General features: G+C 60.7%; 19 protein-coding genes. 12 read left to right on the plus strand and 7 right to left on the minus strand.

What is annotated here, in order from left to right; translation table 11 throughout:
• Window positions 1-9: 9 nt before the first annotated feature.
• Together carA and H9S92_RS12500 are read right to left on the minus strand one after the other, a co-directional pair.
• Entirely contained in the window at window positions 10-1122 is a 1113-nt protein-coding gene (gene carA / locus H9S92_RS12495) for a glutamine-hydrolyzing carbamoyl-phosphate synthase small subunit (protein ID WP_187467045.1), read from the minus strand.
• A 192-nt stretch (window positions 1123-1314) separates the two neighbouring features.
• Complete coding sequence (locus H9S92_RS12500) at window positions 1315-1824, minus strand: hypothetical protein (protein ID WP_187467046.1); 510 nt, start codon at window positions 1822-1824, stop codon at window positions 1315-1317.
• A gap of 282 nt (window positions 1825-2106) precedes the next feature.
• Between H9S92_RS12500 and H9S92_RS12505 the strand changes: the two genes are divergently transcribed.
• The 8 genes from H9S92_RS12505 to cysS all read left to right on the plus strand — a co-directional run bounded on the left by H9S92_RS12505 (window position 2107) and on the right by cysS (window position 11181).
• Window positions 2107-3876 (plus strand): DUF885 domain-containing protein, encoded by a 1770-nt coding sequence (locus H9S92_RS12505; protein WP_187467047.1) that lies wholly within the window; start codon window positions 2107-2109, stop codon window positions 3874-3876.
• 59 nt (window positions 3877-3935) lie between these two features.
• Window positions 3936-4358, plus strand: coding sequence for a type II 3-dehydroquinate dehydratase (aroQ, locus tag H9S92_RS12510; protein WP_187467048.1), 423 nt, complete (start codon window positions 3936-3938; stop codon window positions 4356-4358).
• A 43-nt stretch (window positions 4359-4401) separates the two neighbouring features.
• Window positions 4402-5568 carry a 5-(carboxyamino)imidazole ribonucleotide synthase gene (locus H9S92_RS12515; protein ID WP_187467049.1) on the plus strand — a complete coding sequence of 389 codons (1167 nt, stop codon included), beginning with the start codon at window positions 4402-4404 and terminating at the stop codon, window positions 5566-5568.
• A 158-nt stretch (window positions 5569-5726) separates the two neighbouring features.
• Window positions 5727-5972, plus strand: a complete 246-nt coding sequence (locus tag H9S92_RS12520) for a 4a-hydroxytetrahydrobiopterin dehydratase (protein ID WP_187467050.1) — start codon at window positions 5727-5729, stop codon at window positions 5970-5972.
• Window positions 5965-7452: a hypothetical protein gene (locus H9S92_RS12525; RefSeq protein ID WP_187467051.1), complete on the plus strand. Its 1488-nt coding sequence runs from the start codon at window positions 5965-5967 to the stop codon at window positions 7450-7452. The genes H9S92_RS12520 and H9S92_RS12525 overlap by 8 nt, the downstream gene beginning before the upstream one ends.
• Window positions 7453-7616: 164 nt before the next feature.
• Window positions 7617-8753, plus strand: coding sequence for a hypothetical protein (locus tag H9S92_RS12530; RefSeq protein ID WP_187467052.1), 1137 nt, complete (start codon window positions 7617-7619; stop codon window positions 8751-8753).
• Window positions 8754-8878: 125 nt separating this feature from the next.
• Entirely contained in the window at window positions 8879-9496 is a 618-nt protein-coding gene (locus tag H9S92_RS12535; protein WP_187467053.1) for a class I SAM-dependent methyltransferase, read from the plus strand.
• Between the two features lie 191 nt (window positions 9497-9687).
• On the plus strand, window positions 9688-11181 hold the full coding sequence (cysS, locus tag H9S92_RS12540; protein WP_187467054.1) for a cysteine--tRNA ligase: 1494 nt from the start codon (window positions 9688-9690) through the stop codon (window positions 11179-11181).
• A gap of 415 nt (window positions 11182-11596) precedes the next feature.
• Here cysS and H9S92_RS12545 read toward each other — a convergent pair whose 3' ends face one another.
• Complete coding sequence (locus H9S92_RS12545; protein ID WP_187467055.1) at window positions 11597-12463, minus strand: SDR family oxidoreductase; 867 nt, start codon at window positions 12461-12463, stop codon at window positions 11597-11599.
• 106 nt (window positions 12464-12569) lie between these two features.
• Between H9S92_RS12545 and H9S92_RS12550 the strand changes: the two genes are divergently transcribed.
• Window positions 12570-12707 carry a DUF4058 family protein gene (locus tag H9S92_RS12550; RefSeq protein WP_187467056.1) on the plus strand — a complete coding sequence of 46 codons (138 nt, stop codon included), beginning with the start codon at window positions 12570-12572 and terminating at the stop codon, window positions 12705-12707.
• Between the two features lie 41 nt (window positions 12708-12748).
• Here H9S92_RS12550 and H9S92_RS12555 read toward each other — a convergent pair whose 3' ends face one another.
• From H9S92_RS12555 to H9S92_RS12565, 3 genes are all read right to left on the minus strand, one after another.
• The gene (locus tag H9S92_RS12555) at window positions 12749-14464 is read right to left on the minus strand and encodes a GMC oxidoreductase (RefSeq protein ID WP_187467057.1); all 1716 of its coding nucleotides are present in this window, start codon (window positions 14462-14464) and stop codon (window positions 12749-12751) included.
• A gap of 509 nt (window positions 14465-14973) precedes the next feature.
• A complete protein-coding gene (locus H9S92_RS12560; protein WP_187467058.1) occupies window positions 14974-15612 on the minus strand; it encodes a gluconate 2-dehydrogenase subunit 3 family protein in 639 nt (212 codons plus the stop codon).
• Window positions 15612-17339, minus strand: coding sequence for a GMC oxidoreductase (locus tag H9S92_RS12565; RefSeq protein WP_187467059.1), 1728 nt, complete (start codon window positions 17337-17339; stop codon window positions 15612-15614). Before H9S92_RS12565 ends, H9S92_RS12560 begins: the two co-directional genes overlap by 1 nt.
• Before the next feature lie 390 nt (window positions 17340-17729).
• Here H9S92_RS12565 and H9S92_RS12570 point away from each other — a divergent pair, with 390 nt between their 5' ends.
• From H9S92_RS12570 to H9S92_RS12580, 3 genes are all read left to right on the plus strand, one after another.
• Window positions 17730-20387 (plus strand): hypothetical protein, encoded by a 2658-nt coding sequence (locus H9S92_RS12570; protein ID WP_187467060.1) that lies wholly within the window; start codon window positions 17730-17732, stop codon window positions 20385-20387.
• Window positions 20388-20471: 84 nt separating this feature from the next.
• Window positions 20472-22082: a carboxylesterase/lipase family protein gene (locus H9S92_RS12575; protein ID WP_187467061.1), complete on the plus strand. Its 1611-nt coding sequence runs from the start codon at window positions 20472-20474 to the stop codon at window positions 22080-22082.
• A 182-nt stretch (window positions 22083-22264) separates the two neighbouring features.
• A complete protein-coding gene (locus tag H9S92_RS12580) occupies window positions 22265-23758 on the plus strand; it encodes a DUF1593 domain-containing protein (RefSeq protein ID WP_222936083.1) in 1494 nt (497 codons plus the stop codon).
• A gap of 252 nt (window positions 23759-24010) precedes the next feature.
• On the opposite strand, the gene H9S92_RS12585 is transcribed toward H9S92_RS12580, so the two are convergent.
• A complete protein-coding gene (locus H9S92_RS12585; protein WP_187467063.1) occupies window positions 24011-24739 on the minus strand; it encodes an NUDIX hydrolase in 729 nt (242 codons plus the stop codon).
• Window positions 24740-24772 lie beyond the last annotated feature (33 nt).

Below are 24772 nucleotides of genomic sequence, written 5' to 3' on the forward strand. Positions count from 1 at the left end.
GAGGCAAGATCAGGCGCGAACGGCTTGGTGCTCTTTGATCAGGTCGATGAACTGATCAAAAAGGTAGGCAGCATCGTGGGGCCCGGGACTGGCTTCGGGGTGGTACTGGACGCTGAAAGCCGGCTTCCCAACGACGCGGATGCCTTCGATGGTATCGTCGTTGAGGTTGCGGTGGGTGATTTCCACGCGGTCCAGGTTCTGGGCGATGGCCTCGGGGGAGACGCCGAAGCCGTGGTTTTGGCTGGTGATTTCCGATTTGCCGGTGATCAGGTTTTTCACCGGGTGGTTGATGCCGCGGTGGCCGTGGTGCATCTTGTAGGTGGGGATGCCGACGGCCCGGGCCAAAATCTGGTGGCCGAGGCAGATGCCGAACAGGGGCTTTTCCTGATCGAGCATACCCTGGGCGGTAGTGACGGCGTAATCCATCGCACCGGGGTCGCCAGGGCCGTTGGAGATGAAGAGGCCATCGGGCAGGAAAGCCATGATGTCTTCTACGCTGGATTTGGCGGGGAACACTTTGACGTAGCAATCGCGCTTCAGGAAATTCCGGAGGATGTTTTGCTTGGTGCCCAGGTCGAGCACGGCTACGCGGTAGGTGGCGTCGGGGTTGCCCAGGGTATAGGCTTCGGGGGTAGTGACGAAGCTGGAGAGCTCCAGGCCATCCATGTTTGGCACTGCATCGAGGCGGCGCTTGAGCTCGGCGAGGTCAAAGATTTCACTGGAGATGATGCCGTTCATCGCTCCCCTGGTGCGGATGTGGCGGACGATTGCGCGGGTATCGACGTCGCTGATGCCCACCAGGCCTTCGCCTTCCAGGTAGTCCTGGATGGAAGCTTCGGCCAGGTGGCGGCTGTAGGGAACGGTAAAGTTTTTGCAGATGAGCCCGGCAATTTTGATGCTGCCCGATTCGGTGTCGACACTCGTGGTGCCGTAATTGCCGATGTGGGCGTTGGTGGTCACGAGCAACTGTCCGTAGTAGGAGGGGTCGGTAAACACTTCCTGGTAGCCGGTCATGCCGGTGTTGAAGCAGATTTCTCCGGTGGTGGTGCCGATCTTGCCAGCGGCCTTTCCGTGGAAGGTGGTACCGTCGGCGAGCAGCAGAATAGCGCGGGGTTGACTCATGATTTCTTGGGAGGGGGTAATCAAATCCCGGCAAAGATAGTATACTGCCCGCACCGGGGCCCGCTCAATGTGGGGCTTTTTCCAGTGGCCGGGCCGATTTTACCCTGGGCAGAAGCAGCACGGGGCCGAAAATGAGCGGGGGAGACAACACACTCTGGTGCTGCCTCCCCCGCGGGATTGGTCTTCAGTGGCTTACTTCTTACCGTTGCCGCTCAGGACGTAGCGGACGCCAAGGTTGCCGTAGCCACCGCCGAAGCCGCCGAAGCCGCCGAAGCCGTCGCCGATGAAGAAGGTCGGTACCCAGTCTGCCGTCAGCGAAATGGGCGTATCCGCAAAGGTGTACTGCAGGCCGAGGTAGCCCGAAATGTTGAAGAAGGTGCCGCTCAGGTCAACGTCGCCTGCGCTCCAGAACTGAATGCCCGCGCCACCGCCGTAGTACCACTGGAGGCCTTCGGTGGAGCCCAGGTCGTTGTGGATCTGGTAAGCACCGTTGAGGCCGATCCAGCTCCAGCCCGTGAAGCCGCGGTAGCTGGCGTACACTTCAATGGCGTTGGACTCGGAAATGAAGGTTTTGTAGCTGGCCGCCCATGGGTAACCCAGGCGGAGACCAACGGCGGATTTGTAGTCTTGAGCTACGGCCTCGCTCTGGAAGATGAAGCAAAGGCAAAGGGTGAGGGCAATGGTACGAAAGAGGTTTTTCATAAATACTCTGGGTGTAATGAGGTGGCGGATTGGGCCACCGGATGAAGGGATTGAAGAAAGTTGAGTGAAAAAGACCGACGCTACGGGTTTTGTACTTACCAGTAGACGTTGCTCTATGCAGCGATTGCACAAAGCGTTACAAAAATCGGGTGCGGACGGGAAAAAAAGTTGCTTTTTTCTGGGAGGACGGTCTCTGCTCATTGGAGGACGAACCCTGCACCTGCGACCGCGCCCCGGTGACTGGCCCGGCGCGTATCTTTGTTGCGAAACCAATCTGCTGCCATGCGTTATCTATTGCTCTTGTCTTTCACGCTTTTCCTGGCCTGTGGCACTGAAACGCCGCCCCCCGCACCGCCGGCCAACCCCACCGCCGGCTTTGATACGCTGCTGCAAAACTATTACGCCCAACGCCTGGAGCTCTACCCCCTGGAGGCCACCATGCAGGGCGATAGCCGCTACGACGACCGCCTGCCCAACTTCCTGAGCGCCGCCCACGAACGGGCGCTGCGCGACTTCTTCACCACCACCAAAAACGAACTGCTGGCCACCGACCGCGCCACCCTGGACGACACCCAGAAAGTGAGCTACGATGTGCTGCTCTGGGAATGTGACATCAACCTGGCGGGCCTCGAATTTGCCGAAGAGCTGTTGCCCTTAGACCAGTTTGACAGCCCCCACCTCATGATCGGACAGCTGGCCAGCGGGCAGAGCGCCCAGCCGTTCAAGACCGTCGAGGACTACGACAATTGGCTCCAGCGCCTGGATGCCTTCGTCGCCCTGATGGATACCGCCCGCCTGAACATGCAACGGGGCGTCGCCCAGGGCTACGTCTTGCCCCGCCCCCTGACGGAAAAACTCCTGCCCCAGCTGGAGGCCATGACCGCCGAGCCACTGGAGAACCACCTCTACTACGGCCCCATCCGCAACCTGCCCGCCGATTTCTCCGACGCCGAACGGGAGCGCCTCACCGCCGCCTACCAAAGCGTGATCTCCGAGCGCATCATCCCCATGTTTCGCAACCTGAGCACTTATGTGGCGACCGAATACCTCCCCGCCAGCCGCAGCAGCAGCGGCATCGATGCGCTGCCCAACGGCGCAGACTACTACAAGTACCTCATCAAAGTTTACACCACCACCGACCTGACGGCCGACGAAATCCACCAGCTCGGCCTCCAGGAAGTAGCGCGCCTGAGCGGCGAGATGGAAAAGGTGAAAGCCCAGGTGGGCTTCACCGGAAGCCTGAAGGCGTTTTTTGACCACGTGCGGACCAAGCCAGAGCTGATGCCTTTCACGAAGCCCGAGGAGGTGATCGCCAACTTCGAGGCCATCCACGCCCGGATGCAACCCCAGCTGAGCAAACTCTTCGACCGGGTACCTAAAACGCCCTTTGAAGTACGGCGCACGGAAGCCTTCCGGGAAAACAGCGCTTCGGCGGAGTACAACCCCGGCAGCCGCGACGGCAGCCGGCCGGGCATTTTTTACGTCCCCATCCCCGACGTGACGACCTACAACGTGGTCAGCGACGAAGACCTCTTCCTCCACGAAGCTATTCCGGGGCACCACTACCAGTTCAGCCTGACCCAGGAAAACGAGGCTTTGCCCGACTTCCGCCGCACGCTCTGGTACTCCGCCTACGGCGAAGGCTGGGCGCTCTACTGCGAAAGTCTGGGCAGCGAACTGGGCCTCTACACCGATCCCTACCAGTACTTCGGGATGCTCAGTGCGGAGATGCACCGGGCCATTCGCCTGGTGGTCGATACCGGCATCCACAGTAAGGGCTGGAGCCGGGAAAAAGCCATCCAGTACAGCCTCGACCACGAAGCGGAATCGGAAGCCAGCATCGTCGCCGAAATCGAGCGCTACATGGCCATCCCCGGGCAGGCGTTGAGCTACAAAATCGGACAACTCAAAATCCGCGAACTGCGGTCCAAAGCCGAAACCCAGCTGGGCGACAACTTCGACATCAAGGAATTCCACAACCTCGTCCTTTCCCCCGGCTGTGTACCGCTGGCCGTGCTGGAAACGATGGTGGAAGAGTGGATGGCAAAATAAGGGCGGGGCGTACCTTGCCCTCCGCCGTCCTATTTTTGTAACCCATCAACCTCGCTGCCATGCTGCGCATCATCATCATCAATGGCCCCAACCTCAACCTCCTCGGCCGCCGCGAGCCGGAGATTTACGGGGAAGACACCTTCGAGGATTTCATGATTCACCTGCGCGGCAAGTTTGTGGACGACGACGTAGACCTCACCTACTTCCAGAGCAACCACGAAGGGCTGCTGCTCGATAAACTCCACGAGGTAGGCTTCAGCTACGACGGCATCATCCTCAACGCGGGCGCGCTGACCCACACCAGCGTGGCCCTGGCCGATGCGGTAGCGGGCATTGAAACGCCGGTCATTGAAGTCCACATCAGCAACGTCCACAAGCGGGAAGCTTTCCGCCACCACAGCTACATCTCGCCGGTGGCGGAGGGCATCATCGTCGGCTTTGGCCTGCGGGGCTACGAGTTGGCGGTGCAGTATTTTCTTTAGCACGTGGTGCCCCGCCTTTTGCCAGTGGGACTATCTTCGCCGCATGGCAGATCGCAAAGACTTTCCGAAAATAGGCATCCTGGGGGGCGGACAACTGGGTAAAATGCTGTGTCAGGCCGGGGCCGACTGGCATTTGCCGCTCTACGTCCTCGACCAAAACCACAGCTATCCGGCGGCGAACTACGCTACTGTTTTTATGCGGGGCGACTTCAGCAACCGCGCCGACGTCCTCGAGTTCGGGCGTAAAGTCGACGTCGTCACCATCGAAATTGAGCACATCGACACCGCCGCGCTGCACCAGTTGGTGGCCGAGGGCGTGGCCGTTTATCCCCAGCCCGATAAGATTGACCTGATCAAAGACAAGGGGCGGCAAAAGCAATTTTACGCCGACCACGGCATTGCCACTACCGCCTTTGAACTTTTTGCGGGGGCGGAGGAAGTGCGCCAGGCCGTTGCGGCGGGGCGCTGGGCTTTCCCCTTCGTGCAAAAGGCGCGCACGGGGGGCTACGACGGCCAGGGCGTGGCGGTGATTCGCGATGCCCAGGACCTGGCGGAAAAGCTGCTGCCCGTCCCTTGCCTTCTCGAAAAACTGGCGGATATTGACAAAGAGCTGGCCGTTATCGTGGCCCGTTCGCCGAGCGGAGAGATGCGGGTTTTTCCCACGGTGGAGATGGAATTTCACCCTACGGCCAACCTCGTGGAATTCCTTATTTGCCCGGCGGCCATCGACGGAGATACGAACGCCCGGGCGGCCGGGGTGGCGCGGACCGTAGCGGATGAACTGGGTATCGTCGGCCTGCTGGCGGTAGAACTTTTCCTGACCCACGACGGCGAAATACTGGTCAACGAGGTTGCCCCCCGCCCCCATAACTCCGGCCACCACACCATCGAGGCCTGCATGACCAGCCAGTACGAGCAGCACCTGCGGGCCATCCTGGATTTGCCGCTGGGTCCTACCGATCTGCTCCGCCCCGCCGCCATGATCAACCTGCTGGGGGCCGAGGGCCACGCCGGTCCGGCCTTCTACGACGGCTGGGCCGACCTGCTGCGCCTGCCCGAGGTGTACCCCCACCTGTACGGAAAAGCGGAAACCCGCCCCTTCCGGAAAATGGGCCACGTCACCGCCCTGGGCGACACCGTAGCGGTGGCACGGGCACGGGCCACGCAGGCCCGGGAAGCGGTACGCATCATCTCCCACGCCGGGAAATAGGGTATGCGGGCGCGACCGCAGGTGCTCCCCCCCGACCCCCCGAAAGGGGGAGTTAGGATGAGGAGCCAGGGACGTGCCAGCCCCGTCTTTACCCCCAATCCCGTATCTTTACCCAGCAATAGCCGCTATTTTGCCCGCATTCCTCCCAAAAAACTATTATGACCTGGACCGAAACTAACAATGCCCTGCACGCAGAATTCACCTTCGGCGATTTCACCGAAGCCTTCGCCTTTATGACCCGTGTTGCCTTTGCCGCCGAAGCCGCGGGCCACCACCCCGAGTGGACCAACGTCTACAACCGCGTCCGCATTTCCCTGAGCACCCACGACGCGGGCAATACGGTGACGGACAAAGACCACGCGCTGGCCGCCGCCATCGATAAGCTTTACGCGGGCCATGAATAGGGGCCTCATCCAGCTGCTTCTTCTGGGTTTATTCCTGTTCGGGCTGGCCCAGTCGGTGCTGGCCACGAACCCGGAGTATTATTACGACTTCAGCCCGCGGGCCGAAGCCATCTACCAGCGCGTGCTTCGCCTGGAATTGAAAGATGCCCAGGCCGACATCAACGCCCTGCGCAGCACCTCCCCTACCAACCTGGTGACCTACCACCTGGAGAGCTACCTCGATTTTTTCCGTCTTTACCTTTCCGGCAACGAGCGCCTGGATACTGAGTTGGAAGCCCGTTTCGCCAAACGCATCAGCCAGTTGGAGCTGGGCGACGTCCGTTCCCCCTACCACCGCTACGCCCTGGCCGAGGCGCGCCTGCACCGCAGCCTGATCCACCTCCGCTTCGAGCGCCACCTGGCGGCTTTCCGCGAACTCAACAAAGCCAATAAGCTGTTGCGGGACAACGTACAGGAGTTTCCGGATTTCCTGCTCACCTACAAAGACCTCGGGTTGTTACACGCCGCCATCGGCTCCATCCCCCCGCAGTACAAGTGGGGCGTAACGCTGATTTCCTCCCTCAACGGCACCATTGCGGAGGGGCGCAAGGAACTGGCCCTGGCCCTGCGCGACCGGGAAAGTCCTTTTTATCTGGAGACGGCCGTACTTTCCGCTTTTCTGGAATTGCACCTGGCGGATGCGCCAGCGCGGGCCTGGCAGCAGGTCAATGCCCTGGACTTGCGGCCCAGGACGAATGCCCTGCACTGCTTTATCCTGGCCAACCTGGCCATGCACAACGGTAAAAACGAGGTAGCCTTGCAAATTCTGGAGGCCCAACCCCGCGGAGGTGCAGCGGCCGACTTCCCCTACCTGGATTTTATGCTCGGCCTGGCGAAGCTGCGCAACTTAAACCCCAAGGCGCGGGTCCATTTCCAATCATTTAACCTGCGCTACGCCGGGCGTCACTTCAAGGAAGAGGCCCGCCAGAAAATTGCCTGGTCTTACCTCCTCGAAGGGAACACGGCGGCCTACCAGCAGACAATTGACGCTATTGGTGGTGGTTCACGTTCGGGCGGAGACGAAAATGCGGCGCGTGAAGCAGCGGGAAGCCGGCCGCCCCACCTCGGCCTTCTGCGCGCCCGGCTCCTCTTTGACGGCAACTACTGCACCCGCGCCCGCGCCCAACTGGACGCCATCGCCGTAGCATCACTCTCCCCCGAAGAACACCTGGAGTATCTCTACCGCACCGGCCGCGTGCTGGAGGGGCTCAAAGACTACCCCGGGGCCCTGTCCTTTTACCAGCGGACGGTGCAGATGGGGCGCCACCAACCTGCGTTCTACGCTTGCAAATCGGCCCTTCAGGCGGGCCTGATTGAAGAAGAACGGGGCAACCGCGAGCGGGCCCGGGCTTACTTTAACGACTGCCTGAGCATCTCCCCCGCCGAATACCGGGCGGGCCTCCACCTGCTGGCCAAGGCGGGGCTAAACCGCGTGAGCTAAAGGCTGCGTAACTGCTGAAGTTGATGGATTCCCAATTGGTCTGATAAATGACCAGGTTTTCCCCCGCAGAAGCCTTAAATTGTCGTTACCTTTTAGCAGGGCGCGGGCGTAAGCATTGGCCCCCGCCGGATGCTGGTTTGCGGAACCCCCAAAGAACCTACCCCATGAAGCATTTTTCCCTACTGCTGAGCCTGCTGTTAGCAGGGTCGTTTTCGCTGCCGGCCCAAAACGCGGCGGAGGACCAGGACCGTATTACGTTTGCGGATGGTTCCCAGGCCAACGTTCTCCTGCGCAGGACCAACGACCTGGAACAAAGCCAAAGAGTAGAATTTCGCCGGACGGCCGGGGCGGACCCCGAGTCGATGACTCCCTTCAGCGTTCGGGAATTTTACCACGGCAGAAGCAAAACCCTGTACCGTTCGGTTTCGGTGGACATCATCGATCGTTCCCGGGGCGGGGCGCGCGTCGCTAAGGACCGCTTTGGCGAGGTGTTGGTAGACGGACCGGTGGAACTGATCAAGGTCTACCTCGGCCCCGACGAATACGACAACCAGGCCATCGGCAGTGAAAATTACCTCTATCTGCTCCGCGAGGGGGAGGTGGAGCTGACCCTGGAACTGACCAGCATCCTGGTCTACGAAATGCTGCACGCCAACCCCAGCCGCTTTCGCAACAAGCTGAAATTTTTTACCAGGGATTGCCCGGTGGCCCTGGAGAAGGCCAGGGACGCACGCTTCAACGACGTAGAAATCATGGAAGTGGTAAAAGCCTACGGCCAGTGTAACGGCCTGGCGGGGATGCAAATGGATGAAAAACGCATCCGGGGGGTGGTCACCTTCCACCACAACGTACGCCTGGCCTACCTCGATATCCGCGACAAAAACTACGACGAGGAGCAGCTTTCGGGGGCTTTGGGTTACCAACTGGAGGCGAGGTTTTCCAAAAGGCTGCGGTGGCTGGGCGTCTTGACTTCGGTGGATTACGTGTACCATACCTTCCGCTGGGAGGAGCGTTCTACCGTTGCGCAGTCGATGCTCAAGGGGAACCTTTCCGTGGCCGTCCACCCGCTGCAAGGGGAAAAGCTGGAGCTTCAGCTTTCGGCGGGGTTAAGCAACTACAACGCCATTTCTTCGAGTTTCAACTCCTTTTTCTCCAACAACTACTTTTTGCTGGACGCAGGGGTGCGTCTGAAAACGGGCAACTTCCTCTTTGGGCTCAACTACGAGTACATGCCCAAGCAAATTACGCGGCAGCCGGGGAATATTTTGCTGACCTCTTTTGGTTACCGGGTGAATTTTTAGACAGGGGGAAGACAGACGGTGCGGGGCGGACCACTGCGCTTCCGGGAAGTGAGCGGGGTAGACCGCCCCGAGTGCCCCCCTTGCCCTACCTTTGCGCTGCCGCGACGGCCAAGCCTTACGATGATATGATGCAGCAGCTGCAACGGGTTTTCAAGATGATCCGCCACCAGAAGGCCCTGCGGGGACTGGTGCAGAGTTACTTTTTCTTTCAGGAGCACACGGATAAATCTTCCTACGGCTCCATCTCGGAGGAAGACGAGCGGGGCATTGAGCGGGCCATTGCGCTGGCGGCACCCCACGCCGGGCCCATCATTGAAGTGGGGACGCTCTTTGGCCACACGACCAACCTGCTGGCCGCCCGCAAGGCTACCGATAAGGCCCTGATTGCCATCGAGAACTACGCCTGGAACCCCTTCGCCCTGCCGCAGGAAGCCCACCGGCTCTTTTTGCACCGGACGCTGCGCTACGTCAGGGAACACGCCAACGTCAGCATCTACGAAGACGATGCCGCCAGCTTTTACCGGGCCAACGCCAGCCTCCGACCCAGCCTCATTTTCATTGACGCGGAGCACGACTACGCCTCGGTGAAGCGCGATATCGACTGGGCCCTCTCCGTCAACTGCCCCGTCATTGCGGGCCACGATTACCTGCCCATTCACCCCGGGGTCTGCCGCGCGGTGGAGGAAGCCTTCGGGACGGAGATCGAAGTCTACGGCTCCGTTTGGGTGCACCACCGGGGGTAGCGGGCGTTGAAAGGACGGGGTCGCCGAATAGGCGGAGGGCTTTTGCCGGGCCTTGCATTGCTCCTAAAGTTCTTTCCCGAGCACCTGCGGCCGCGCCCATTTACGCATTGCATCTTGCAACTTGTATCCCCAACGCCCCGTTCCCAATCCGCAACTTGTTTACCTTTGGCCCGCTAATAATGCCCCCGCAAATGACGACAGAGCTCAAGCTACACAATAGTCTCACCCGCCAGAAAGAAGTCTTCGAACCGCTGAACGCCGGTTACGTCGGCCTTTACGTGTGTGGGCCAACGGTTTACAGCGATGTGCACCTGGGCAATTGCCGCACGTTTACCAGCTTTGATATCATCTACCGCTACCTGCAATACAAGGGGTACAAGGTGCGCTACGTCCGCAACATCACCGACGTTGGCCACCTGACGGACGAAGGCGAGGACAAAATGAGCAAAGGCGCCCGCCTGGCCCAGCTCGAACCCATGGAAGTGGCGCAGAAATACACCAACGGCTTCCACGCCATGATGGCGGCTTTCAACAACCTGCCGCCCAACATCGAACCCCGCGCCACCGGCCACATCATCGAGCAGATCGAGATGGTCCAAACCATCCTCGCCAATGGCTTCGCCTACGAAGTCAATGGCTCCGTTTACTTCGACGTGGAAGCCTTCAACGCCAGGCAGAACAACGACTACGGCAAGCTCTCGGGCCGCCGCATTGACGAATTACTGGCCGAAAGCCGCGAACTGAAAAGCCAGGACGAAAAACGGTCGCCGACCGACTTCGCCATATGGATGAAAGCCGGCGAAGACCACATCCTGCGCTGGAACAGCCCCTGGGGCGAAGGCTTCCCCGGCTGGCACCTGGAGTGCTCGGCAATGAGCACGAAGTATCTGGGCGAGGCTTTCGACATCCACGGCGGCGGCAATGACCTGAAGTTTCCGCACCACGAAAACGAAATCGCCCAGAACGTGGGCAGCTGCGGTTGCGGCGGCGCGCGCTACTGGCTGCACACCAATATGCTGCTGATGAACGGCCGTAAGATGTCGAAATCCGACGGCAATACCATCACCCCCCAACAGCTGTTTACCGGCGATAGCGAACACGTAAGCGACAGCTACAGCCCCATGGTGCTGCGCTTTTTCATGCTCCAGACCCACTACCGGAGCACGATGGACCTGACCGACGCCGCCCTGCAGGCCGCCAAAAAGGGCTACCAGCGGCTGATGGAGGCCTGGGCCAGCCTGGGGAGCCTCCAGGCCACCGGCGGCGCGCAAAATGGCACCGTTGGCAAGGAAATGCAAACCGCCCTGGCGGAAGCCTACGCGGAGATGGACGACGACTTCAACACCCCCAAGGCGCTGGCCAAGGTCTTTGAACTCGTCTCCCGCATCAACGCCCTCAAAGGCGGGCAACTGAGCCTGGCGGAGGTGAACGCCTCCACGCTGCAGGCCGTGCGCACGGGCCTTGGCACGCTGCTCTTCGACATCTTCGGCTTAAAAGAAGAGGGCGCGGACGCAGGTGCCGGGCAAGAGACGCTGAGCAAAGTGATGGACCTGGTCCTGGACCTCCGCGCCCAGGCCCGCGCCGAAAAAAACTTCGCCATGTCCGACAAACTCCGCGACGCCCTCAACGCCGCCGGCATCGTCGTGAAAGACGGCAAAGATGGCGCGGAGTGGAGCGTAGGGTAAAGGGAATAAAGGAATAAAGGTGGAAAGGAGTAAAGGGTGAAGGGCGTAAAGGACTTTCCTGTGACTGGCTCGTCCTCGAAGAGGTTGCCCTCCCTGACCCCGGTAGGGGTCGAACCTGAATAACCCCGGATGGAGGATGCGCAGCATCCGGAATCCGGGGTACTCCCACCGGACGATGCCTCGCACTCAGCATCCGCGGTACTCCCACCGGACGCTACTCCGCACTCGGCATCCGTGACGCTTCCACCGGATGCTACTCCGCACTCAGCATCTGCGGTACTCCCACCGGGCGCTACTCCGCACTCAGCGTCCGTGACGCTTCCACCGGATGCTACTCCGCACTCAGCGTCCGTGACGCTTCCACCGGATGCTACTCCGCACTCGGCCTCCGGGGTACTCCCACCGGATGTGCCCCTTATTCCCGCAGCAAAAACTCCCCTACCGCAGCCTCGCTGTATTCCCAGAGGCGGCGGGCCAGCTGTTCGTTGCGGGCCAGGGCGGAGGGCTTTTGCAGGCACTGGTTTTCGTCGAAATAGCGGCCGGAGACGTCGTCTACTTCCGGGCTGATGGCCAGGTAGACGGAGGTATCGGCTCCGCGTTCGGGGGTGTGGGCGAAGGGCTTGTACATGGACCAGACGGTGCTGGTGAGGGCTCCCGATTTTTTGTTGGCCAGGCGGGTACCGACCAGGCCGGGGTGGAGGCAGTTGGTGGTGAGTTCTGCGCCGTAGCGCCGGTCCAGTTCCATGGTAAACAGCACGTTGGCCAGTTTACTCTGGGCGTAAGCGCGGCCGCCGTGGTAAGCGCGCGGGGGGTTGTCGCCAGCCAGGCTTTCGAAGTCGAGGGTCCCTTTTTTGTGGAGGGCGCTGCTGACATTGATCACCCGGCTGCACAGGCGGCAGCAGCGCAGGGCGGGCAGCAGGCTCATGGTGAGCAGGAAGTGCCCCAGGTAGTTGACGCCAAACTGCAGTTCGTAGCCATCTTTCGTCAGTTCCCGGCGGTCGGTATATACGCCGGCATTGTTGATGAGGACGTCCAGCTTAGGGTGTTCGGCCAGGAACTCATCGGCCGCCGCCCGGATGGAAGCGAAGCTGGAAAGGTCGAGGGGCAGGGTATCGATGTTGTGGTTGCCGGTGGCTTCCATGATCTTCAGGGCCGTGCGTTGGGCCTTGCCTTCATCGCGGCAGGCAAGTACCAGGTGGGCACCGCGCGCCGCCAGCCGCTCCGCCGTTGCCCGCCCAATGCCATCGTTGGCCCCCGTGATGAGAATTGTTTTTTCTTTCATGGAACGAACAAGCTAACACGGCGAGGGGGGGGGAGGGTTGAGTACACAACCTTGGCCAAAGAATAGCGTGTTGTAAATACCTATCTTAGAGCAAATCTTCGCCGGTATGAAAAGTCCGTTTCCAGAAATGGATCCGTTCATCGAGGGTAACAACTGGTCGTCCTTTCGCCATAATGTAATTACCGAAATGCAACGGCAACTGGTGGACCAGCTACCCCGTCGCTACCTGATCGAAGTGGAGTAGGGAGTGAGTGCCGATGACCTCATCCTGGGCGGTGGAGGGGACTAAATCCGCCCATCCCGCCGCAAGGTCTTATCCAGGTAGTCCACCGCACGGGCGGTCATGGCCATGTAGGTGATGGAAGGGTTCTGGGTGCCGGCACTGGTCATGAACGAGCCATCGGTAACGAAGACGTTGGGTACCGCGTGGACTTGGTTCCACTTGTTGAGGACGCTGGTACGGGGGTCGCGGCCCATCCGGGCAGTCCCCATCTCGTGAATGGCGGCCCCGGGGGCGGTGGGCTGGTTGTGCACCTGCACGTTTTCGCAGCCAGCAGCCAGGAGCATTTCTTCCAGGCATTCGACGCCGTCGATGCGAAGTTTGCGTTCGTTTTCCTTCAGGCTCGCGTCGAACACCAGCTTGGGGATGCCGTACTGGTCGGTTTTTTCCGCGTGGAGGTAGACGCGGTTTTCGTGGTAGGGCAGCAGTTCGCCGAAGCAGGTGGCGCGCATCGTCCACTCCCCCGGGGAGGTGATGGCGGTTTTGAAGCCCGGCCCCAGGGGGGCATCGGTATTGATCCCCCGCGCTGCGCCGCCCTGGTAGCCGAAGCCACGGATGTAGTCCGTTCGCTCCGTCTCCTTGCTGATGTTGCGGAAACGCGGGATGTAGAAACCACCGTTGGGTTTACGGCCGCTGTAGTATTTGTCTTTGTGGCCGGTGTAGATGCCGCTGCCGCCCATGCCATAGTGGTGGTCCATCAGGTTGTGGCCCAACTCACCGGAGTCATTGCCCAGGCCATTGGGGAAGCGTTCGGATTTGCTGTTGAGCAGGATGGCCGTGGAGCCGATGGTGCTGGCGTTGAGGAAGAGGACTTTGGCGAAGTACTCGCGGGTTTCCTGCGTTTCGGCGTCGATGACCCGCACGCCGGTGGCCCGCTGCGTCTGGTCGTCGTAGATGACGGAGTGAACAACGCTGTTGGCCACCAGCGTAAGGTTCCCTGTCTCGTTGGCAACGGGGATGGTGGCGCTGAGGCTGCTGAAGTAACCGCCGAAGGGGCAGCCCCGCCAGCAACGGTTGCGGGCCTGGCACTTGCCCCGGGTGCCGTGGTGCAGCTCGGGGATGTACTGCGTAAGGTTGGCCGTGCGGCCCGGCGTAATGCGGCGCACGGGCCACTTTGCTTCTACGGCCTGTTTGAAGTGGTCTTCGGCGCAGTTGAGGTCGAAAGGCGGCAGAAACTCGCCGTCGGGCAGGTGAGCCAGGCCTTCTTTTTTTCCTTGGACGCCCACAAATTTTTCTACGTAGGTGTACCAAGGCGCAATGTCGGCGTAGCGGATGGGCCAGTCTACGGCAATCCCATCTTTGAGGTTGGCCTCAAAGTCGAGGTCGCTCAGGCGGTAACAATGACGGCCCCACATGATGGAGCGTCCGCCGACGTGGTGGCCGCGGATCCAGTCGAAGCGCTGGTCTTCTTCGTAGTCGTATTCGTCGTCTTTGACGATCCAGTGCTTATTGTCCTGGTTGACCCACCAACTCAGGCGGTTTTGCTTGTAGTAGTGGGCCGCAATTTCTTCGCGGGGCACTTTCCCCTGGAATTCCAGGTCCCAGGAATCGAGGTTGGCCGTGGGGTAGTCGTTGTGTTTTACCATGCGGCCCCGCTCCAGCAGGAGCACCTTGTAGCCCTTGGTGCAAAGCTCCATGGCCGCGTAGCCACCACTGATGCCGGAGCCGACGACGATGGCGTCGTAGCTCACTTCGTCCTGTCCCTGAGCATTGAAATTCATGATCTTTTGCTTAAGTTTTGACTCGAAAATTTGGGTGTCACCTCCCGAATTACTCCTGGCTGAGGGTGTACTCTCCCCCCGAATTCCCCCGGCTGAGGGTGTCCCCACCCGAATTACTCTTGGCCTAGGGTGTCCCCCAACCGAAACGAGGACATTCGGGTGGGGACACCCTCAACCAGGCCTTCCTCTGAACTGAAAATACTTATCAATACGGAAGGAAATACATATTAAGATTGACGACCCTCCCGAAACGTGGACATTCGGGTGGGGACACCCTCAACCAGACCTTCATCTGTACCGAAGACCCTTACCAACACGGAAGGGAAAACGCGCATGGTGACTGGTGGTGATGCGTTGGCCCAACGTAGGCTTTCCCCTCTTACACCGCTCCTATGTCCCTTTTCCCGGCACCTGCGGCCGCGCACAGGCACTGAACGCTCCGCCCAAAAGCAACAGTGGGGCAAGCCGCGCACGCCTTACCCCACCGTTGCTTTAGCAAATCGTGCGGTTTAAATCGCCCAGCTCTTGCCGCCGGTAAGCTCCTGCAAGTCGCCGCAGGGGATGTATTCACCGGGGACGGGATCGTAGACCAAGAGCGTTTTCGCCACTTCTTCCGTGCGGAAATAGGTGGAGATGATCATGGATTTAAGGCTGAAGTAGGCGGCCTTGGCCGTGGCCGCCGCTTCTTCGTCGGCGGTCAAAGAAGGCAGGCCCTGGCCCGTCGTCTGCACGGGGTCCTTGACGGATTTGTAGTGCAGGTCCTGGTCTTGGAGGTACATCAGGGCCTTGTCGTCGTCCAGTTTGGAAAAGCCGCCGGGGTTATCGGCGTCCATTTTCTTCATCAGTTCGGCGAGGCCAGCGCGGGTTTTCTGCTGGTTTTCGGCGTTCAAGACTTCCGCGTACATCTGATCGACCAGTTGGGGCACGCCCACGTCGAGCGCGCCGGGCGTGCCGTCGGAAGGCAGCATGGCGTTGGCCATTTTGGCGACGTATTCGTACTCAGCGTCGGTAAAGAAGCTGGGCTTGAAAGTGGGGGCCATCATTTCCGGGTCGGCCTTGCAGCTCGTCAGGAATACCGAAGCGAGGGGTGCGCTGACGGCGAAGCCCGTGGCGTAGGCGGTATAGCGCAGGATTTCTCTTCTGTTCATCAGATGTTCATTTTTTTGAGCTCGTTCACGGCGTGGTCGGCGGCGCGGGCGGTGAAGGCCATGTAAGTTAAGGAAGGATTGACGCAGGACGCCGAAGCCATGAAGGCACCGTCGGTCATGTACACGTTCGGTGCGGCCCAGAGGCGGTTGTGCTTATCCACCACGCTGTTTTTGGTGCTGGATCCCATGCGGGCCATACCCATCTCGTGGATGCCGAGGCCGGGGAAGCTGTGGGCGTCGTAGGTGCGCACGTCTTTGAAGCCAGCGGCTTCGAGCATTTCGGCGGCGTCACTTTTCATGCGCTCCACCATGGAGTACTCGTTGGATCCCCACTTGGCGTTGAAGGAAAGGGTGGGCAGGCCGTCCTTGTCTTTCACGTCGCGGTTGATCGTCATGCGGTTGTTGGTATTGGGCAGGGTTTCGGCGAAGGCCGTCATGCCCATCTGCCAGGGGCCTGGGGCGACGAGCGCTTCCTTGAGGCCGGGGCCTACCTTCATGTTCATTTCCCGTACGGCGCGCATCCAGTTGGTACGGCTGCCGCCGCCCTGGTAGCCCCAGCCCCGGACGAAGTCCTTGCTGGCGCTGGCCTTATCGCCCAAGTTTTGGTAGCGGGGGATGTAGATGCCGTTGGGCTTGCGTCCTTTGTAGTACTTGTCTCCGTACTCGTCCAGCACCCCGTTGGCTCCCACGCGGAAGTGGTGGTCCATGATGTTGCCGCCGAGCTCGCCGCTGGCGTCCATCGGCATGCCTTCTTCGTGTTCGGTATTCATCACGATGAAGCTGGAGGGGATGGCCGAAGCGCAGAGGAAGATGACCTTGGCGTAGAACTCAAGGTCTTCACCCGTTTCGGAGTCGCGCACGCGCACGCCCTTGGCTTTGCCGGCTTCTTTGTCCATGATCAGGCTGTAGACGGAGCTGTTGGGGCGCAGCGTCATGTTGCCCGTCATCTCCGCAACGGGGATGGTGGAGCTGAGGCTGCTGAAGTAGCCGCCGAGTGGACAGCCCCGGATGCAGCGGTTGCGGTACGCGCACTGCCCGCGGGTGCCGGTGTGGACGGCGGGGTCGTAGGCCGTCAGGTGGGCAACGCGGCCGGCGGTAATGGTGCGGCCCATTTTGTCCATCACCCCTTTGCGTAGGTGGTCTTCGGCGCAGTTGAGGGGCATCATGGGCAGAAACTTGCCGTCGGGCAACTGGGGCAGGCCCAGCAGTTCGCCGCTGATGCCGGCGAAAGTTTCCACGTAATCGTACCAGGGGGCCAGTTCGTCGTAGGTCACGGGCCAGGGCGTGCCGTGGCCATCGCGGGCGTTGGCCTCAAAGTCCATTGGGCTCCAGCGGTAGCTGTGGCGTCCCCACATGATGGAGCGGCCGCCGACGTGGTAGCCGCGCATCCAGTCGAAGCGGGCCTTTTCGTCGTCGTAGGGATGCTCATCGTCCTTGACGAACCACTTTTTGTGGGCCTCGTGGATGGTGTAGCCCGTGCGGCTTTGCTTGGGGTAGTGCTTGGCGATTTCGTCTTCCGGCACCCGTCCTTCGTTGGGAAGGTCCCAGGTGTCGAGGTTCGCCGTATCGTAATCGACCACGTGCTTTACCATGCGGCCTTTTTCCAGGACAAGGGTTTTGAGGCCCTTCTCGCATAACTCTTTGGCGGCCCAGCCACCGCTGATGCCCGTCCCGACGACAATGGCGTCGTAGGTGACTTCCTCGCCACCTTGCGAATTAAAGTTCATAAATAATTGTGCTTTGCTTGATCAATGTCTACTGACGCTTGAGCGGCCAATTTACGCATAAAATTGGGGTAGGCTAGTTTTTTGCCCACAAAATGCCCGCAAGGTCGGCCCAGCGCCAGGAGATGCTTTTGCCGCCTTCGCGCACAACACGACACTTTTCGTGGTGCAACAATCTTAGCTGGGCGCTGCCGCAGGTGCCGGGTTTTGGGATGGGGAGCGGGGGGGCTGTGGAGGGAAAAGGTGTTTACGGGGGGCTAAAGCGTTTGCTTGCCTAAATTTGGACCTACAAACGCTCCCCTTACTTTGGCTGGAAGGCACCCTACGGTTCTGTTTTGCTGCTTATTTCTCTTCGGCTTTCTTCCGTGGGCCAGTGGGCAAACTGCGGCGCAAGTGGCCGTCCCCCGCATCCGGACTTTTACCAGTGCGGATTACGGCGGCGACAGCCAAAACTGGGACCTGACCCAAGCCGAAAACGGCTATTTGTACGTGGCCAACTCGGTCGGGGTGCTCCGCTACGACGGGACCCGCTGGATGGCCTTGCCCTTGCCGGGCGAGCCAACGGTGCGCGCCCTGGCCGCCCACGGGCAACGCCTCTACGCGGGCGGCTACGGCGAGTTCGGCTATTTCGAAAACCCCCACGCCGCCGCCCCCCACTACGTTTCGCTGGCCAGCGGCCTTACCGGGTCCGACCGCGAAGAAGAGATCTGGAACATTGAGCTCCTGCCCGGCGGGCACGTCATTTTTCAATCCTTCGGCCGCTTTTACCACTACGACGGGGAGCGGCTCCGCACCGTCGTGCCGCCCGGCGTGATGATGTTTGCCCGCGTGGTGCGGGGCGAGCTCCTCATTCCGGTCACCGGCCAGGGCATTTTCCGCTGGCAGCCCCCCGCCGCCTTTACGCCACTCCCCGGCCTGGAGGCTTTGGACAGGCGCGAGGTGGTCGGCATCGTCGCCCACCCCCAGGGCTTGCTGCTGGCCACCCCCGACGGCATCTGGCACTACGACTCGCTGGGTACCCTCTCGCCCTGGTCTTCCACCCTGAACCAAGCCCTCAAAGGCCAGCAGATCAACCGCCTCCTGGCGCTGGAAGACGGTGGTTACGCCGTTGGCACAATCACCAGCGGTCTTTACCTCGTGGACCCCGATGGCTCCGGCTTTTACATCTTGAATGAAGCCGCTGGCCTGGGGAACAACACCGTCCTTTCCCTCTACGAGAGCGCGGGGGGCAACGTCTGGGCGGGCCTGGACCGGGGCCTGGACCTGATCATCCGCTCCGCCTCCGTCAGTTACCGGACGGGGGCGAATAGTCCGCCCGGCGTGGTCTACGCCGCCGCCCGCTACGCCGGGGTGAGTTACCTGGGGACCAATCAGGGGCTCTACCGCGTAGACACGGTCGGCGATCGGCACCTGCACCAGCTCGTCCCCGGCACGGCGGGGCAGGTCTGGGAATTGCGCAATACCCCCGCCGGGCTGCTCTGTGGCCACAACGACGGCACCTTTCTGCTGGATGAACGGGGCCTGCGGCGGATCTCCGACCGGTCGGGAGGCTGGCAAACCCTGGCCGTGGGCGGAGACGAGCGCCGCCTGCTGCAAGCCACTTACACCGGCCTCCAATTGTTGGAATGGCGGGGGGATAGCCTGCTCACCCATGGCTTACCGGGCTTCGCCGCACCCGTGCGCTACATCCACTGGCAATCTCCCGACGAAGTATTGGCGCTGCACGGCTCCCGGGGGGCGTTCCGGCTCCGCTTGTCCGACGCCAGCCGCAGCGTCAGTCGCATCGACACCGTGCAGCCAAACGAACTGGTAAAAGCCAGCCTGGCCGACTTCGGCGACACCGTCATCCTCCACGGCAACGAAGGCAATTACCTCTTAGAAGATACAGAATTGGTGCGCCTGGAACACTTTCGGGGCGTAGCGCTGGAGCCCGGCAGCTTTTGCCTCCCCGGTCAGGGCACTACCTGGTTTTATGCCACCGCCGACCGGGTGAGGATCTACGAAGGGCAGCAGTTACGGCGGGAACTTCCCCTTCGCCTCCGCATTCCTTACCCGCGCATCGTGCCCTGGACCCACGGGGCCTACCTTTTCCTTCTCGACGAAGGCTACGCCGTGGTGCGCCCGGGCCAAGATACCCAGCCGCCCGCCCAACTCAGCATCACGGCGGCCTTCCGGCGGCAGGATGGCGACTGGTCAGACGACTTCGGAACGGCAGAAACGCCGTCACTCCGCTACCGCCACAATAACCTGCGCTTCAGCTACGCCCTGCCTGTCTTCGATCGCCCCATCCGCTTCCGCAGCCGGTTGCGGGGCTACTCGGAGTTGTGGTCGGAGTGGTCTTCGCGGGCTGAACGGGAATTCACCAACCTGCCAGCGGGAACGTATGCTTTTGAAGTGGAAGGCGACTGGTTTGGGGCCACGGCCGTCTTTGCCTTTAGCGTGCGCCGGCCCTGGTACCGCTCCTGGCCAGCCTACCTGGCTTACACCTTCCTGCTCGGCCTGGCGCTGACCTTGCTCTACCGCCTGCACCTGCGTCGCCTGGAAAACCAGGCCCGGCAATTGGAGGTAAAGCGCCGGAGGCAACTGCAGCGCGAGCGCATCATGGCCCGCAACCGGGAACTCAAGGCAGACATCCGCCGCAAGAGCGAAGAACTGGCCAACAGCACCCTGAACCTGGCCAAGAAAAACGAAATTCTCCTGGCCCTGAAGGAAGAAATGGCCAAAAGCAAGCGGGGCGGCGGGCCAGACCAGCGCAAAATGCTCCACCTCATCGACCGCAACCTCAACAGTGAGGAAGACTGGGCCATTTTTGAATCCCACTTCAATGCCGTCCACGAAGCCTTTCTGAAACGCTTGCGCAAGGAATTTCCCACCCTCAGTCCCGGAGACCTCAAACTCGCGGCCTACCTGCGCATGGACCTGAGCTCCAAGGAAATCGCGCCCCTGCTGCACATCTCCACCCGCGGCGTCGAGAACAAACGCTACCGCCTGCGCAAGAAAATCGGCTTAGAAGGGGATGACAACCTGAACCGCTTTTTGCTGGAATTTTGACCATTCGTTTGGCGAATCCGTAATAGCGACTTATCATTGTTGCATCTTGCAACAATAGGAGGTCTCCTCCGCTACACATCGATCATGTTGAAAAAATTATCATTTCTCTTTTTGCTGCTGATTGGGGCGCTGCCGCAGGTGCAGGGCCAGTTGGTAACGGGAAAGGACGTCGCCGTAACCGACACAGACCGCGGGCAAGTCCGGGGCTACATCCACAACGGCATCTACACGTACAAGGGCATCCCCTACGGCCAGGCCAAGCGCTTCGCCACGGCCACCAAACCGGAGCCCTGGGAAGGCGTGCGCAGCAGCATGACCTACGGTCCCGTTGCACCACTACTGACGCCCACTACGATGGTACAGGACGAAAGCGAATTCGTCTTTGACCACGACTGGGGCTACACCAGCGAGAACTGCCTGGTCCTGAACGTCTGGACCCCCGCCATCAAGGACGGCAAAAAGCGCCCCGTGATGTTCTGGATCCACGGCGGTGGATTCACCTCGGGCTCCTCGCAGGAACTGCCCTCCTACGACGGAGAAAACCTGGCGACTGCTGGCGATGTCGTAGTTGTCTCCATCAACCACCGGCTCAACGTACTGGGCTTCCTCGACCTTTCGGCCTACGGACCGGAGTTTGCCACCTCGGCCAACAACTCGATCCTCGACATGCGCCTGGCGCTGGAGTGGGTGCGGGACAACATCGAAAACTTCGGCGGTGACCCGGGCAACGTTACCATCTTCGGACAATCCGGCGGCGGTGCGAAGGTCAATACCCTGATGGCGATGCCTTCTGCGGAGGGTCTTTTCCACAAGGCGATCAACCTGAGCGGGGCCTTCCGCTCGGATATGCCTACCAAAGCCCTCACCCAGCGCCTGGCCGCCGAGACCCTGAAAGAGCTGGGCCTCACGGCAGCGGAGGCGGGCAAATTGCAAGAACTGCCTTTCCCCGAACTCTCGGCCGCCAGCAGCCGGGCCTTGGCTACCATCAATAAGGAGCTGAAGGAAAGCGGTAAGGATACCGGCGTTTTTGGTCTGGGCTGGGGCCCCAGTGTAGACGGTGAGGTACTGCCTTACCAGCCCTACAGTGCAGAAGCCACGAAGCTCTGTGCCAAGATTCCGCTCATGATCGGTACCGTCAAAAACGAGTTCCAGCCTTTCTTCCTCGGCCCCCTCGCACAGGGCAGTGAGGAGGAAGTGATGGCCTACATCAAGAAGACGCACGGCGACCGTGCCGATGCCTTCATCGCTGCGGTAAAAGCCGCCTACCCCGAAACGACGAACCCTCAGGACCTGATCAACGTCGATAACGTGTTCCGGCCCGGTGCCGTCCGGCAGGCGAACCTGCATTCGTCGGCACCCGGCGCGGCCCCGGTGTACGCGTACCTCTTCACCTGGTCTTCGCCGGTGCTGGATGGCAAGTACAAATCGCTGCACTGCATGGATCTGCCCTTCGTGTTTGACAACATCGACCGTTGCAAGAACATGACGGGCGGCGGCGAGGCGGCCCACCTGCTGGCCGACCGCATGAGCAAGGCCTGGATCAACTTTGCCCGCACGGGCAACCCTAACCACAAAGGCATCCCCCAGTGGCCCGCCTACGACCAGGACAAAGGAGCAACCATGATGATGGACACCAAATGGAGCGTTCGCAATCACCCCGATGCTGCGTTGCTCAAGTTTTACGCGGAGAAATAAGGCTGGCCAACCTCCTTACGGAATAGCATTTTATCGCTGGTTTGGGTACGTACGGTGCCCAAACCAGCGTCATTTATGGGTGGGTGGTTCTTTCCATTCCCTGCTCTTTTATTACCTTGTCAGCACCTGCGGCCGCGCCCATTTTGGCACCCGGCGCTTTAAAAAGAATGGTAAAGATGCGAATGATGCCGACCTTTCTCTGGCTTTTGCTGTGTCTCACGTTTGTCGAGGCTGCGGCACAAATCGAAGCCAAACCCCGCACCATTGTCACTACCGACGGGGAAATTGACGACGTGGATTCCTTCATCCGTATGCTGCTTTACGCCAACGAATTTAAGCTGGAGGGCCTGGTGTACAGCAGTTCGATGTGGCACTTTAAGGGGGATGGACAGGGCACCAAGATGGTCTCTGAAATGGAGATGACCCGCAAGCTGTACGGCGAGATTGCTGACCTTCGCTGGCCCGGCGAGCAATGGATGCAAGACTTGATCGGGGCCTACGCGCGGGTGTACCCTACGCTTTCTACCCACGCGGCGGGCTACCCCACGCCCGAAGCCCTGCTGGAGATGATCCGGGTGGGCAACATCACCTTCGAAGGGGAAATGGAAGAAAACACCCCGGGGGCGGCGCTGATCATGGAGAAATTGCTCGATGCAGACCCCGCCCCGATTTACCTGCAAGCCTGGGGCGGTACGAACACCATTGCCCGGGCATTGCAAATGATTGAGGAAGCCTACCGCGACACTCCGGCCTGGCCCGCCGTGCAAAACTGGGTAAACGCCAAAGCGATCATCTACACGATCATGGACCAGGACGCGACGCTGCGGAAATACATCACGCCGAACTGGCCGGGCATTACAGTGTACTACAACGCGGGGCAGTTCTGGGCCCTGGCCTACGGCTGGAAAAAGGCCGTTCCCGCCCACCTGCACCCCTACCTCGAAGGGGCATTTATGGGCGAGCACATCATCAACGGCCACGGGCCCCTCACCAAAATGTACTACAGCTACGGCGACGAACAGCGGCAGGCGGGCGACCCGGAGCACATCCACGGCGACCCGACGAAACTGAAGGATGCACAGTGGGGGACTTTCGGGAAGTACGACTTCATCTCCGAGGGCGATTCCCCGGCTTTTCTCCACCTCATTGACGTAGGGCTGGGGAATTTGGAACACCCCGAATACGGCGGCTGGGGTGGCCGCCTGGCGCCCTCTACAAAGGTGCCCCACCGCTACGAAGACGGTGCCACCGTAGCGGAATACGCCAATGGCAAACTGGACAATGGGTACGCGCAAGTCCGTTGGATCGAAGCCTTGCAAAAAGATTTCGCGGCGCGGGCCGACTGGTGTGTCCTTCCCTACGACCAGGCCAACCACCCCCCGGAAATCATTCTGGAGGGCGCGGCGGAGCGGAAAGTACGCGGCGGCCAGCGCATCCCCCTCCGCGCCACGGTGACGGACCCGGACGGCGACGAGCTGACCGTGCAATGGTGGGAATACGCGGCGGCGGGGACTTACGGCCCTCGGGAAAGGGAAGACGTAGTACTGGAAGACACGGAATACCGGGTGCCGGAAGATATTGGTCCGGGACAAACGATCCACCTCATCGCCCAGGTGACGGACGGTGGGACGCCGGAGCTGACGCGGTACCAGCGGCTGGTTTTGGTGGGGGAGTAAAGGGGGAAAGGATTAAAGGGGGAAAGGAGGAAGGGATTAAAGGGGCGCGGCCGCAGGTGCGAGGTAAGGTTGAAAAGGAGCAATGGAGGGGCTGTCTCTACCTCCAGGCGGGGTCGGGCTGAAGCCGCGACAGTACCTTCAGCGGGGTCGGGCTAAAGCCGCGACGATACCTTGGGCGGGGTCGGGCTGAAGCCGCGACGATACCTTGGGCGGGGTCGGGCTGAAGCCGCGACAGTACCATCTGGGTAGGTTCTACTGCGGGCCGTCTTTTTTAGCGGCAAAACTGTAGAGATACGGAGCCTTGTGTGCGCCGCCGGAGTAGCGCTTCTCGTGCCGTTGGAGGATGCCGGACTGCAGCATCCGCCGCTGGAAACTCGCCCGGTTGACGGGTTCGCCCAGGATGGCTTCGTGCATACTTTGTAATTCGCCGATGGTAAATTGTGCGGGGAGCATATTGACACCGGCCAGAAAGGTATCCAGGTTGTTGCGCAGGGCGGCGAGGGCGCGGCTGACCATCTCGTTGTGATCAAAAAGCAGGGGCGGTAATTCTTCCAGGGGGTACCATTGCAGGGAATCCGCCAGTGCATCGGGCGTGGGGCTGACGTGGTGGTAATTGAGCAAGGAATAGTAGGCCACGGAGACGAAGCGGTCGAGCAACTGCGGATAATTTTCCGGTGCGAAACCGCTGGCTTCCAGAATGCTGCGCATGGCCTCCGGTGAAAAGCGTTGCATACTCCCGAAGGTGTGAAACTGCTCCAGGTGGAGGTTATCCAGCCCGGTGCGTTCCAAGAGCCCGCGTTTCACGGCGTCGTCCAGGCTTTCTTGCCGCCCTACGAAGCCTCCTGGCAGGGCAAACCACCCCGTATTGTGGTATTCCAGGATCAGAATTTTCAGTCGCTCGCCAGAAAATCCGAAAATGACGCAGTCGTAGGCCAGGTGGGGCAAATAATCGGCGGCAAGGTTGGGCGGCGCGTTTTCCATGCTTCAAAGGTACAGTGCCGTTGTGCGTACGGG

Origin of the sequence: Neolewinella lacunae (genome assembly GCF_014349155.1) — a bacterium.
In the GTDB taxonomy this organism is placed as follows: Bacteria; Bacteroidota; Bacteroidia; order Chitinophagales; family Saprospiraceae; genus Neolewinella; species Neolewinella lacunae.